Source organism: Luteimonas pelagia (assembly GCF_054776035.1).
Genome location: NZ_BAAHCG010000003.1, coordinates 420,593 through 433,227, shown reverse-complemented (window position 1 = coordinate 433,227; position 12,635 = coordinate 420,593). Strand labels below are relative to the sequence as shown.

Annotated in this window: 9 protein-coding genes; 5 read left to right on the top strand and 4 right to left on the bottom strand. The window is 72.8% G+C overall.

What is annotated here, in order from left to right:
• Window position 1: 1 nt before the first annotated feature.
• The 3 genes from ACYU7H_RS10910 to ACYU7H_RS10900 form a co-directional block, all read right to left on the bottom strand.
• Complete coding sequence (locus ACYU7H_RS10910) at window positions 2-439, bottom strand: response regulator (protein ID WP_460814658.1); 438 nt, start codon at window positions 437-439, stop codon at window positions 2-4.
• Window positions 436-2,421, bottom strand: coding sequence for a sensor histidine kinase (locus ACYU7H_RS10905; protein ID WP_460814657.1), 1,986 nt, complete (start codon window positions 2,419-2,421; stop codon window positions 436-438). Before ACYU7H_RS10905 ends, ACYU7H_RS10910 begins: the two co-directional genes overlap by 4 nt.
• A gap of 158 nt (window positions 2,422-2,579) precedes the next feature.
• A complete protein-coding gene (locus ACYU7H_RS10900) occupies window positions 2,580-4,820 on the bottom strand; it encodes a S9 family peptidase (protein ID WP_460814655.1) in 2,241 nt (746 codons plus the stop codon).
• Window positions 4,821-5,036: 216 nt separating this feature from the next.
• Between ACYU7H_RS10900 and ACYU7H_RS10895 the strand changes: the two genes are divergently transcribed.
• The 5 genes from ACYU7H_RS10895 to uvrD all read left to right on the top strand — a co-directional run bounded on the left by ACYU7H_RS10895 (window position 5,037) and on the right by uvrD (window position 12,180).
• Window positions 5,037-5,672 (top strand): biliverdin-producing heme oxygenase, encoded by a 636-nt coding sequence (locus ACYU7H_RS10895; protein WP_460814653.1) that lies wholly within the window; start codon window positions 5,037-5,039, stop codon window positions 5,670-5,672.
• Window positions 5,669-7,384 carry a GAF domain-containing protein gene (locus tag ACYU7H_RS10890; protein WP_460814651.1) on the top strand — a complete coding sequence of 572 codons (1,716 nt, stop codon included), beginning with the start codon at window positions 5,669-5,671 and terminating at the stop codon, window positions 7,382-7,384. The genes ACYU7H_RS10895 and ACYU7H_RS10890 overlap by 4 nt, the downstream gene beginning before the upstream one ends.
• Window positions 7,385-7,448: 64 nt before the next feature.
• Entirely contained in the window at window positions 7,449-8,048 is a 600-nt protein-coding gene (locus tag ACYU7H_RS10885; protein ID WP_460814649.1) for a TIGR00645 family protein, read from the top strand.
• 163 nt (window positions 8,049-8,211) lie between these two features.
• Window positions 8,212-9,972, top strand: a complete 1,761-nt coding sequence (locus ACYU7H_RS10880; RefSeq protein ID WP_460814647.1) for a putative bifunctional diguanylate cyclase/phosphodiesterase — start codon at window positions 8,212-8,214, stop codon at window positions 9,970-9,972.
• A 9-nt stretch (window positions 9,973-9,981) separates the two neighbouring features.
• The gene (gene uvrD, locus ACYU7H_RS10875; RefSeq protein WP_460814646.1) at window positions 9,982-12,180 is read left to right on the top strand and encodes a DNA helicase II; all 2,199 of its coding nucleotides are present in this window, start codon (window positions 9,982-9,984) and stop codon (window positions 12,178-12,180) included.
• 132 nt (window positions 12,181-12,312) lie between these two features.
• On the opposite strand, the gene ACYU7H_RS10870 is transcribed toward uvrD, so the two are convergent.
• On the bottom strand, window positions 12,313-12,504 hold the full coding sequence (locus ACYU7H_RS10870) for a hypothetical protein (protein ID WP_460814644.1): 192 nt from the start codon (window positions 12,502-12,504) through the stop codon (window positions 12,313-12,315).
• Window positions 12,505-12,635: the final 131 nt, after the last annotated feature.

The window sequence follows — 12,635 nt, the reverse complement described above, 5'->3', positions numbered from 1 at the left end:
GTCAGTCCGGCGACTCGTTGGCGATCATCCAGTACATGCCGACCTGGGCCACCGTCTCGGCGAACTCGGCGAAGTCCACCGGCTTGACGACGAAGCTGTTGACGCCGCGCTGGTAGCTCTCGACGAGGTCGCCCTCCTCGCGCGAGGAGGTCATCATCACCACCGGGATGGCGCGGGTGCGCGGATCGGCCTTCATGCGCTCGAGCACCTGCAGCCCGTCCATGCGCGGCATCTTCAGGTCCAGCAGCACGAGCTTGGGGTGCCCGTCCACGCGGTCGGCGTACTGGCCTTCGCGGAACAGGTACTCCAGCGCCTCGACGCCGTCGCGCACCCACTCGACGTTGTTGGCGATGCCCTTCTTCTTCAATGTCCGCAACGTCATCTCCGCGTCGGGCCGCGAATCCTCGACGAGCAGCACCTCGACCTGCTGGTAGTTCATCCAGTCGCCTCCGTCATCGCCTCGTCCTCCGTGTCCCGCGTCCCGTGCCCTGCGGCGGGCAGGTCGAACCGGAACGTCGCGCCCTGCCCCGGCGACGATTCCGCGCCGACCGTGCCGCCATGGCGGACCACGATCTGCTGCACGATCGCCAGCCCCACGCCGGTGCCCTCGAAGTCGTCGGCCGAGTGCAGGCGCTGGAACACGCCGAACAGCTTGTCCGCGAACCGCATGTCGAAGCCCACGCCGTTGTCGCGGACGCGATAGCGGACGCCGCCGTCGATGCGTTCACCGTCGATCTCGACGCGCAACGCATCGCCGCGGGGCGCGCCGTACTTGAGGGCGTTGGACACCAGGTTGACCCAGACCTGTCGCAGCAGGACCGGGTCGGCCGGCGCATCGGGCAGCGCGCCGACGTGGACGCGGCCCGCCCCGCCCGTCTCCTCGACCACGCGCGCGACCAGCGCCGCCATGTCCAGCGGCACCTTCTCGACGGGCTTGCGGCCGAGTCGCGAGAAGGCCAGCAGGTCGTCGATGAGGGCGCCCATGCGCCGCGCCGCCCCGCCGATCTCCTCGACGTAGCGGCGGCATTCGGCGTCCAGCCCGTCGCCCGCGTCCTCGGCCAGCATCCGCGCGTAGCCGTCGACGTGCCGCAGCGGCGCGCGCAGGTCGTGCGAGATCGTGTAGCTGAACGCCTCGAGTTCCCGGTTGCTCTGCTGGAGCTCGGCGGCCTTGGCCACCAGGTCGCCGTTGAGCCTGCGGATCGATTCGCGCGCGTCGCGCGCCTCGGTCACGTCGCGGCCGCTGCAGTAGATGACCCCCTCCTCCGGCACGGGCATCGCGTTCCACGAGATGCAGCGCGTGCCGCCGTCCTTGGCCAGGAACCGGTTCTCGAACGCGATCGCCGGGACGCCCTCGCCGAGCCGGGACAGGGTCGCCTGCGACGGGGCGATGTCGTGGGGGTGGACGAACTCCAGGAACGGCCGCGAGAGGAGTTCCTCGCGCGACCAGCCGAGCAGCGCCGTCCATGCCGGATTGACGTCGCGGAAGTAGCCGTCGAAGCCCGCCACGCACAACAGGTCGGGGGTGACCGCGAACAACCGGCGCCGATCGGATTCCGCGTGGCGCCGCTCGACTTCCGCGCGATGCAGCGCCCACGCGCTGCTGGCCACCAGCGCGGCCAGCAGCGCGATGACAAGCGTGGTGAACAGGGCGACGCCGACCTCGGTGCCGTACAGTCCCGCGCGTTCGCCGGCGAGCCGCAGCCACCCGATGCCGGCCACGATCACCACGCTCCCGGCCAGGAAGCGCCTGGCGGCGATGCTTTCCACCTGGGAACCGGAGAACAGCCCAGCGACGCCGACCGTGCGGCGGCTCGCCAGCAGGCCCCCGGCCAGGAGCATGAACAGCAGCGCGGTGTGTGCGGCCATCGGGATGCGGGTCCCCGCCTCCACCACCTCGCGCACGCCGTAGGCGTAGCCGAGCATCACCCACAGGGCGTTGAGCGCGATCGCCGCGGCCAGCCATTCGCTGGGCCGCCGACCGGGCCGCGTGCCATGGTCGAGGAGCAGCAGCGAGAGGCCCGCCATCGCGAACGAGACCGCGGTGCCCAGCGCCATCGTGTTGCCCGCGAGGGCATCGTGGAACAGCCACTGGTCCGGGCCGCCGGGCCAGGCGGCGAGCTGGTCGATGGCAAGCACGAAGCCGAGTCCGCACACGCCGCCCGCGAGCCAGGACGCGGCGGGCCGACGGCCCGGCAGGCGACGGCGCCACAGCGCGGTCGCGCACGCGAGGAACAGGACGGCCGTCAAGGGATTCATCGCGATCCACGCGGGGTGGATCCGCTTCAGCGCCTCGATGCCCAGCAGCCAGCCCAGGAGCACGAGCAGGGCGACGAGGCCGGTCGCGACGCACGCCAGACGCACACGGCCCGGGACGCGGTCCGACTCCGCTGCATAAGCGCCCTTGCTGCTGGCGGTCTCCATGACCACGACCTCCCCTCCACGCGTCCCTGCACGACAGGGACCCCTGTCCGCGCAAGTCGATCTCGTGGGCTAACGGAGGAATCGGGTCCGACCGGCAAGTCGCCGGTCGATGGAACCATCCAAACCGTGACGCCGCGTGAAGAAACGCGGCGCCGCCTTCACGTGCCGGGCGGCGCGCCCGGGTCGAGGCAGCGGTCGAGGAAGTCTTCCGCCACGCGGTACCGGTGCAACGCGTCGGCACCCGACAGGCCGTGCTTCGCGCCCGGGTAGGTCATGAGCTCGAACGGCTGGCCGCGCGCCTGCAGCGCCGACACCACGTCCAGCGTGTTGCCGAACAGCACGTTGTCGTCCGCCATGCCGTGCACCAGCAGCAGGCGCGGCGCGTCCGGGCCGACCAGGCCGTCGACGTGCGCGAGCACGCGCGCCGCCGCGTAGCCATCCGGGTTCGCATCCGGCAGGCCCATGTAGCGCTCGGTGTAGTGCGTGTCGTACAGCGCCCAGTCCGAGACGGGCGCGCCGGCGACGCCGCAGGCGTACGCGTCGGGCGCCTGCGCCAGCAGCATCAATGTCATGTAGCCGCCGTTCGACCAGCCGTGCACGCCGATGCGGTCCGGGTCCACCCACGGCTGCGAACGCAGCCATTCGACGCCGCGCAGCTGGTCCTCGACCTCGACCGTGCCCTGGCGGCCATGCAGCGCGCCGCCGAAGTCGACGCCGCGCCGCGGCGTGCCGCGGTTGTCCAGCGAGAACACCGCGTAGCCGTGCTGGGCCAGGTACTGGTTGAAGAAGTGGTCGCCGCGGCCTGGCCAGCTGTTGGTGACGGTCTGCGCGGCCGGGCCGCCGTAGACGTACACGACGACCGGGTACTTGCGCGAGGCATCGAAGCCCGCGGGCCGCACGAGGCTGTAGTGCAGCCCGGTCGTCCCGTCGGCGGCCTGGAGCGTGCCGAACTCCACCGGGCGGTGCGCCCCGAGGTACGGAGCGTACGGATGCGAGGCGTCGGAGGGGTCGTTCTCGACCAGCGTCGCCAGCAGCCGGCCGTCGGCGGCGAACAGCTGCGTCTGCGGCGGCGTGGACGTGTTCGACCACAGGTCGACGTACACGTCGCCGCTCTCGGCGAACGTCGCCTCGTGCATGCCCGGTTGCGTGGAAAGCCGCTCCACCGCGCCGCCGGCGAGCGGTACGCGGTAGACGTGCTTCTCCAGCGGGGTCTCGCGCGTGGCGGCGAAATAGACCTGGCCTGCGGCCTCGTCGACCGCCAGCAGGCCGTCCACGTCCCAGTCGCCGGACGTCAGCGCGGTGGCCTCGCCTCCGGCGTCGACCACGTACAGGTGCTGGTGGCCGCTGCGCGCGCTGCTCCAGACGAAGCGGCCGTCGTCGAGGAAGCGCAGGTCGTCGTGCAGCGGGACCCAAGTGCGACTGGTCTCGGTGGCGAGCACGCGCTGGCCGCCGTCGCCGAGCCCGGCCTGCACCAGTTCGAGGCGCTGCTGGTCGCGCGACTGGCGCTGGAAGACGACGGCACCGGGGCCGCGCCAGGCCACCCGCGGCAGGTAGATGTCGCGCTCGTCGCCGAGGTCGATCCAGTGCGGCGTCGCGCCGGCGCGGGGCGCGACCACGCCCAGGCGGATGTCGACGTTGGCCTCGCCCGCGGCCGGGTAACGCTGCTCCACGACCTCCGTGCGGTCCGGATAGACCTCGTACCGCTTGCGCAGCGGCACGCCCGACTCGTCGATGCGCGTGAAGGCGATCGCCGAATCGTCCGGCGCCCACCAGTAACCGGTGTGGCGACCCATCTCCTCGTCGGCCACGAACTCGGCGACGCCGTTGGCGACCGTGTCCGAGCCGTCGTGCGTCAGGCGCGCCTCCGAGCCGTCGGCCAGGTCGATCACCCAAAGGTCGCGGTCGCGGACGAAACTCACGAAGCCACCGCGCGGCGACACCTTGGCGTCGGTCGCGAAGCCGCCGCCGTCGGTCAGCTTGCGCACCGCGCCCGCGCCGGTCGCGCGCGTGTCGTACAGGTACAGCTCGCCACCCAGGGGAAACAGCAGGTGCCGGCTGTCCGGCGCCCACTGGTATTCGACGATCCCCGACAGCGCCGCGATGCGCTGGCGCTCGCGGCGCGCCTTCTCCGCGTCGCTCAGCACTTCGTCGCCGGGCGACAGGACGCTGGAGTCGACGAGCATCGTGGTGCGTCCCGTGGCCACCTCGTGGCTCCACAGGTCCAGCCGGTTCCGGTCGTCGTCACGGCCGCGCAGGAACGTCACCCGCGCGCCGTCCGGCGAGATCGCCGGCTTGCGCAGGGTCGGGCCGGACAGCGCCGCATCGCCGGTGATCGCCTCGAGCGTGAGGCTGCCCGCGTGGCGTGGCGCGGCGGCGACGGGCGGGGCGGCAAATGGCATGAGGCCTGCGGCGAGGAGGAGGGCGTGGACCGGGCGCACGCGTCGGCGCGGGTGGGCGGGCATCGCGGATTCCGTGGCTTGCAGGCCGGGCAGTGTAGCGGTGGCCGCGCGTTCAGCCTGACGGGCCGAAAGCGTGATGCAGGTCACGCCGCCTCAGCAAGCTGAACAGGCGGCGCCGGAACCTTCGCCTAAAGTGTGGCCATGTCCGCAGTTCCCATGACAGCTGCCCGCGAGCGCGGGTCGGCTCCCCGGCACGACGCCCTGCGTACGGCGACGCGCGAAGCGCACGCGCGCGTGGACGCGCTGTTCCCGGACGGATTGCGCGATGCCGCCGACTACCGCGCCTACCTGCGGGGCATGCATCGCTTCACGGGCGACATGTCGGCCGGCTTCCAGCTGCGCGCGGGGCGCGAAGGCGGGGGGCGCGCGGCCCGCGTGGGCGATGCCTGCGCGGCCGCCTGCGGCCTGCTCGCCGCCGACCTGGTGGCGGTGGGCGCCGCGCCCCTCCCCGCACGCGGGGCGGCGCCGGCGATCGGCGACGCCTTGCGCCAGCTCGGCTGGGAATACGTGTTCGCGGGCAGCGCGTTCGGCGCGCGGCGCCTGCTGCGCGACGTCCGGGCGCTCGGCCACGCGTCGGCGCGGGCCGCGCGCTTCCTCGACGCGCATGCGGCGGGCGACGGATGGCACGCCCTGTTGGCGCGCATCGAGGACGTCGCCGCCGGCGACGCCGAACGGTCCCTCCACCGTGGCGCGCGCGAGGCCTTCGCGCACGCCGGAACCTGCCTGCTGCGTGCGCGCGACGAGGACCTGCACGGGCCCGCGCGCGCGACCGAAACGGATCCGACCGAATGAATGCACGACTGCAGTCCGCACTCCAGACCTGCGCGAGCGAGCCGATCCACCTGTCCGGCGCGATCCAGCCGCAGGGCTTCCTCGTCGCCTGCGCGCTTCCCGACTGGAGCATCCGCCACGTCTCGGCCAACATCGGCGACCTGCTCGGCGTGGACCCGCCGGAGATGCTCGGGCACGCGCTGCGCGAGTTCGTCACCGACGACGTCGTCCAGGCACTCGCCGACACGGTGAGCTTCGGCGACGCGGGCGCCGTCTCGCAGCGCGCGGCGGCGGCCAACATCGGCCACATGGCGCAGCTGTGCGACCTCAGCGTCCACTACGCCGACGGCCTGGTGCACGTCGAGATCGAACCGCAGCCGCAGGCCGCGGCCGAACGGTCGCCCACCGTGGTCGCGCAGTCGATGATCACCCGCGTGGCGGGCAGCGACGACGACGCCGGCTTCTTCCAGGGCGTCGCCGAGCAGGTCCGGCGGCTGACCGGCTACGACCGGGTCATGGTCTACCGCTTCCGCCACGACGAGGCCGGCGAGGTGGTGGCGGAAGCGCGCGATTCGGAGGTCGACAGCTTCCTCGGCCTGCGCTACCCGGCGTCCGACATCCCGCCCCAGGCGCGCGCGCTGTACGTCACCAATCGCGTGCGCGTGATCCCGGACGCCGCGTACGTGCCCGTGCCCATCGTCCCCGACCGCACGGACGAGGGCGCGCCACTGGACCTCAGCCAGCACATGCTGCGCAGCGTGTCGCCCGTGCATATCGAGTACCTGCGCAACATGGGCGTGGCGGCGTCGATGTCGATCTCGATCGTGGTCGCCGGCCGGCTGTGGGGCCTGGTCGCCTGCCACCACCTGACGCCGCGGCCGGTCCCCCCGGGCGTGCGCGCCGCGTGCGACCTGTTCGGCCTGTTCGTGTCGATGCGGGTGGCCGCGCGCGAGCAGCAGGCCGCCACCCGGGCCGAGGACGCGGCGCGCCAGGTGCGCGACACCCTCGCCCTGCGCCTGGACCGCGCCACCGACCCGAGGCACGCGCTGCTGTCGGAGCTGCCGTTGCTCATGCGCGCGGTGCCGTGCGACGGCGTCGGCCTGTGGCACGAAGGCCATTGGCACAGCAGCGGTCGCGCGCCGGGTGCGGACGCGGCGCCGGGGCTGCTGGCCTGGGTCGCTGACGTGGGGGGCGCGATGCCGTCCACCACCCGCGCCGAAGACTGGACCACCGCCGACAAGGCCGACGGGCTCGCCGGCGTGCTGGCCTTCGAGCTGTCGCCCGACTCCGGCGAGTGGCTGGTGTTCTTCCGCTGCGAGGAGATCGAGGAGGTCCGCTGGGCCGGCGCGCCGGACGCGCCGTTCACGATCGACGACGACGGGCGGAAGATCGGGCCGCGCAAGAGCTTCGCCTCGTGGCGCGAGACGGTGCGTGGCCGCAGCGCGCCCTGGCGCGACTGCGACCGCCGGCAGGGGGAGCGCCTGCGCGTGATGCTGCGCGAACGCCACCGCCGCGACCGCGACCGGTTCGCGAGCGTGATCAGCGACCTCGCCGGCCAGCGCACGCGCGCGGACGTGCGCTCGCAGCGGGAACGGCTCGGCCGGATCGCCGCCCTGTTCGACGGCCTGGTCAACCTCGGCGACGCCGAGGCGGGTCGGCTGGCCAGGCACATCGACGTGCTGGAGGCGGAGCTCAACGCGCTCATGCAGTTGCCGGAGGCCGCGGCCGACTGAGCCCGGCTTGGCTTGCCCTCGTGGCGCGGCTACCCTGCCGCGTCCCGCACGAGCCCCCGAGCGCATGTCCACCCTTCCCCCGCCGGTCCCCCGCCTGGGCCCGCTGCCCTACCTGATCTTCAGTTCGCGCTGGCTGCAGCTGCCGCTCTACCTGGGGCTGATCGTCGCCCAGGGCGTGTACGTGTTCCTGTTCCTCAAGGAACTGCTGCACCTGATCACCGATGCCAACGCACTCAGCGAGCAGGGGATCATGCTGATCGTGCTCGGCCTGATCGACGTGGTGATGATCTCCAACCTGCTGGTGATGGTGATCGTCGGCGGCTACGAGACGTTCGTCTCGCGCCTGCGCCTGCAGGGGCACCCGGACCAGCCGGAGTGGCTGAGCCACGTCAACGCCAGCGTCCTGAAGGTGAAGCTGGCGATGGCGATCATCGGCATCTCCTCGATCCACCTGCTCAAGACGTTCATCGAGGCCGGCCAGCTGGGCCTGCCGCTGTGCACGCCGGCGCTCGAGGCGGCCGGGACCGTGTGCACGAACGCCACGCCCACCGGGGTGATGTGGCAGACGATCATCCACATGGTGTTCATCGTCTCGGCGATCGGCATCGCCTGGACGGACCGGCTGATGCAGCACCAGCCCAAGGCCGCGCGCGCCGAACACTGAGACCCAGGTCCGGTTCCACGCCCGCGCCGCGCCGGTAAAGTGCGGGCTCGGCCAGCAGGACGCGGGGGACATGGCGGGCGCGGTGCAGGGAGAGCGGGCGCGACGCCCCGGGGCGCGGCTGTGGGCCGGACTCGGGGCACTCGGGAGGCGAGCGGGTCGGCAGTTGCGCCGCGGGCCTCGGCTCGTCGCGGCGCTTCGCGGCGCCCTGTCGCGGCTGCGCGTCATCCGGGCGCGCTACGACTCCCTGTTCCACCGCAACCCGCTGCCGATCTGGGTGTTCGACCGCGAGAGCCTGCGCATCCTCGCGGTCAACGACACGGCCGTGGAACGGTACGGCTACAGCCGCGCCGAATTCCTGTCGATGACCATCCTCGACCTGCGCCCCCCGGAGGAGGCCGCGGACACGCTGGCCTACGTCCGCGCCGACGCGCCGCCGGATGATTCCGACCGGGCGTGGCGCCACCGGCTGAAGGACGGCCGGATCATCTACGTCAACAACGCGGGCGTGGACATCGTGTTCGACGGCCGCCCGGCGTGCATGGTGCTGGTGCGCGACATCACCGACCGCGTGGTCGCCGAGGCGGAGCGCGAGCGGTTCCAGGCGGAGATCGCCCACCGCGCGACCCACGACCTGCTCACCGGCCTGCCCAACCGCGACCACCTGGGCACGCGGCTCGAGGCCGCGATGGCGCGCGCGAAGGCCGCGGGCGGCCGCGTGGTCGTGGCGTTCGTGGACCTGGACGACTTCAAGCTGGTCAACGACAGCTTCGGCCATGGCAGCGGCGACACCGTGCTGAGGGCGATGGCCGGGCGGCTCGGGGCCGGGCTGCGCGAGGGCGACACCGTCGCGCGCTTCGGCGGCGACGAATTCGTGCTGCTGCTCGAGGAGCCGGCCGGCGAGGATGCCGCGGCACGGCTGGAGCGGCACGTCGCCGCGCTGCTGGCGCGGCCGGTCGACGTCGGGGGCGTGCGGCACACGCTCACCGCCAGCGTCGGCTGGTGCCGCTTCCCCGACGACGGCGCCGACGTCGAGGCACTGCTGCGCCGCGCTGACCTCGCGATGTACCGTGCAAAGCAGGGCGGGAGGAACGCCACGGTCGCCTACCACGACGGCCTGCAGCACGCGGCGAGCGCGCGGATGGCCCTGCTCGGCGAATTGCGCCAGGCGATCGAGCGCGACGAGTTCATGCTCGAGTACCAGCCCATCTTCGATGCGCGCGGCACCCCCGTGGCCCTTGAAGCCCTGGTGCGCTGGCGCCATCCGCGCCGCGGGCTGCTGCCACCGGGCGAGTTCATTCCCGCCTGCGAGGAGAGCGGCCTGGTCGTCGCGCTGGGCCGCCTGGTGCTGGCGCATGCCGCGCGCACGCGCGCCCGCCTCGTCGAGGCGGGCTGGGGCCACCTGCGGATGGCGGTGAACGTGTCGGCGGTGCAGTTCACGCCCGACCTGCCCGCGGACGTCGCGCGGCTGGTCCGGGAGCACGGGCTGCCGCCGGGCGCGCTCGAGCTGGAGCTCACCGAGACGGTGGTCATGGCGCAGCCGGAGCGGGCGATCCCGTTGCTTGAGGAACTCGCCCTGCTGGGCGTGCGCGTGGTGATCGACGACTTCGGCACCGGCCACTCGAGCCTGGCGTACCTGCGGCGGCTGCCGATCCACGGGCTGAAGATCGACCGCTGCTTCATCGCGGGGCTCGGCGTGGAAACGGCGGACGAGGCGATCTGTTCGGCGGTGATGGGCCTGGCACGCGCGCTGGGCGTGCGGGTGGTCGCCGAGGGCGTGGAGTGCGACCGCCAGCTGGCGTGGCTGCGCGAGCGCGACTGCTGCGAGTTGCAGGGCTTCCTGCTCGGCCGTCCGCAGCCGATCGACCTGCTGCTGGCGCCCGGCGCGGTGCTGCCGCCGCGGCCGCGCGTGGAGGGCGCGGCTTAGAATCCACGGATGGATGTTTCCCACCTGCTCGACGGCCTGAACGCCGCCCAGCGCGAGGCGGTGTCGGCGCCGCCCGGGCACTACCTCGTGCTCGCCGGCGCGGGGTCGGGCAAGACCCGCGTGCTGACCCACCGCATCGCCTGGCTGCACGAGGTGCACGGCGTGCCGATGCACGGGATCCTCGCGGTCACCTTCACCAACAAGGCCGCCGGCGAGATGCGCGCGCGCGCCGCCGCGCAGCTGCGCGGCGAGACCCGCGGGATGTGGATCGGCACCTTCCACGGCCTGGCGCACCGGCTGCTGCGCATGCACTGGCAGGAGGCGACGCTGCCCGAGGGCTTCCAGATCCTCGACAGCGACGACCAATTGCGGCTCGTCAAGCGCGTGGTCCAGCAGCTGGAACTCGACGACGCGCGGTTCCCGCCGCGCCAGGTCCAGTGGTGGATCAACGCGCAGAAGGACGAAGGCCGCCGCGCGCAGCACATCCAGCCGGGCGACGACTGGTTCCTCGACACGATGCGCCGCGCGTACGCGGCCTACCAGGAGCGCTGCGAACGGGCCGGGCTGGTCGACTTCGCCGAACTGCTGCTGCGCGCGCACGAGACGCTGCGCGACAACCCGGCGCTGCTCGCGCACTACCGGCACCGCTTCGGCGAGCTGCTGGTGGACGAGTTCCAGGACACCAACGCGATCCAGTACGGCTTCGTGCGCCTGCTGGCGGGCACCGATACCGGACAAGGCAGCGGCCACGTGTTCGTGGTCGGCGACGACGACCAGGCGATCTACGGCTGGCGCGGCGCGAAGGTGGAGAACGTGCAGGCCTTCCTGCGCGACTACCCCGGCGCCACCACGCTGCGGCTCGAGCAGAACTACCGGTCGACGTCCACCATCCTGGACGCGGCGAACGCGGTCATCGCCCACAACCCCGACCGCCTCGGCAAGCAGTTGTGGACCGAGGCCGGCGAGGGCGAGCCGATCGAGCTGTACGCGGCGTACAACGAGATGGACGAGGCGCGCCACGCGGTCGAATGCGTCACCCGCTGGGTGGCCGGCGGCGGCGCGCACTCGGAGGTGGCGATCCTGTACCGGAGCAACGCGCAGTCACGCGCGTTCGAGGAAGTGCTGCTGGCCGAACAGGTGCCCTACCGCGTGTACGGCGGCATGCGCTTCTTCGAGCGGGCCGAGATCAAGGACACGCTCGCCTACCTGCGGCTGGTCGCCAACCGCGGCGACGACGCGGCGTTCGAACGCGCGGTCAACACCCCGGCACGCGGCATCGGCGACCGGACGCTGGACGTCGTGCGCCGGCGCGCCCGGGAGGACGGCATCCCGCTGTGGGACGCCGCGCGCCGGGAGGCCGGCGGCGACACCCTCGCCGGCCGCGCGCGCAACGCGCTGGGCGGGTTCCTGCAGCTGGTCGACGGCCTGGAGGCCGAGTGCGCTGACCTCGCGCTGCCGGAAAAGGTGGACCACGTGCTGGCGCGGTCCGGCCTGCGCGCGCACTACGCCGCCGACAGCCGCGGCCGCGCCGATTCCGAGTCGCGCACCGAGAACCTCGACGAACTGGTCTCGGTCGCCTCCCGCTTCGTGCGCGCCGAGGACGACGCCGAGGCGGCCGCGCTCACCGAGCTGGTCGCGTTCCTGGCCTACGCCGCGCTCGAGGCGGGCGAGGGCCAGGCGCAGGCGGGCGAGGACGGCGTGCAGCTGATGACGCTGCACAGCGCGAAGGGGCTGGAGTTCCCGCTGGTGGTGCTGGCCGGGCTCGAGGACGGCCTGTTCCCGAGCGGACGCTCGCTCGAGGAGGCCGGTCGGCTGGAAGAGGAGCGGCGCCTCGCCTACGTCGGCATCACCCGCGCGCGCCAGCACCTGGTGCTCAGCTACGCCGAGAGCCGGCGCCTGCACGGGCAGGACCACTACGGCGTGCCGTCTCGGTTCCTGCGCGAGATCCCCGCCACCCTGCTCCGCGAAGTGCGTCCGCGCGCGAAGGCCGTTCCCGCGGTGTCGCCGGGCCGGTTCGCACCGCGCGGGCATGCGCCCATCGAGGCCGCGCCCCTGCGGCTCGGCCAGAACGTGTCGCATCCGAGCTTCGGCGCGGGCGTGGTGACGGACGTCGAGGGCAGCGGCGCGCACGCGCGCGTGCAGGTCAATTTCGACGGCGCGGGCAGCAAGTGGCTGGTGCTGGCCTACGCGAACCTGCAGCCGGCCTGAGGGCCTTCACCGGGGTGTCGGTCGCGGCCCCCGCTGGGCGCAGGCCCCGGACGCGACAACGGCGCCTCGCGGCGCCGTCGTCGGATGAAGTCGTTGGATGAAGCGCGGTCCGGGGCAGGCGCCCCGCGGGCCTCACGACCAGGACTGGGTCGGCGTCGCCGCGCCGGCGCCCGCGTCCTGCCCGAGCAGTTCGTTCCAGGAGCGCTCAAGGCCGTTTCGGCGGCCCTTCTCCACCAGTTTCAGGCCGTCCGGGGAAATGGTCAGCGTGTAGGCCTGGTCACCGATCTGGACTTCGCGGCGCAGCGGCTTGTCGAGCTTGGTCATCGCAGGATCCTTTCGTGGCGGGTCAGCGGGCGAGGATAGCGGGAACCGGCCGGGAATGCGTGTGGAGCGAGTCAAGCCCTTCACCTGGCGGGAATGTCGGCCAACGTGTGGCGATCTCCGGCCAAATTCCC

What these genes read in the sequence shown, in the direction of transcription:
- uvrD (WP_460814646.1), top strand. Translation starts at nt 9,982, where the DNA reads ATGGATGTTTCCCACCTGCTCGACGGCCTGAACGCCGCCCAGCGCGAG.
- ACYU7H_RS10905 (WP_460814657.1), bottom strand. Translation starts at nt 2,421, where the DNA reads ATGGAGACCGCCAGCAGCAAGGGCGCTTATGCAGCGGAGTCGGACCGC.
- ACYU7H_RS10910 (WP_460814658.1), bottom strand. Translation starts at nt 439, where the DNA reads ATGAACTACCAGCAGGTCGAGGTGCTGCTCGTCGAGGATTCGCGGCCC.
- ACYU7H_RS10895 (WP_460814653.1), top strand. Translation starts at nt 5,037, where the DNA reads ATGACAGCTGCCCGCGAGCGCGGGTCGGCTCCCCGGCACGACGCCCTG.
- ACYU7H_RS10890 (WP_460814651.1), top strand. Translation starts at nt 5,669, where the DNA reads ATGAATGCACGACTGCAGTCCGCACTCCAGACCTGCGCGAGCGAGCCG.
- ACYU7H_RS10900 (WP_460814655.1), bottom strand. Translation starts at nt 4,820, where the DNA reads ATGCCATTTGCCGCCCCGCCCGTCGCCGCCGCGCCACGCCACGCGGGC.
- ACYU7H_RS10885 (WP_460814649.1), top strand. Translation starts at nt 7,449, where the DNA reads ATGTCCACCCTTCCCCCGCCGGTCCCCCGCCTGGGCCCGCTGCCCTAC.
- ACYU7H_RS10870 (WP_460814644.1), bottom strand. Translation starts at nt 12,504, where the DNA reads ATGACCAAGCTCGACAAGCCGCTGCGCCGCGAAGTCCAGATCGGTGAC.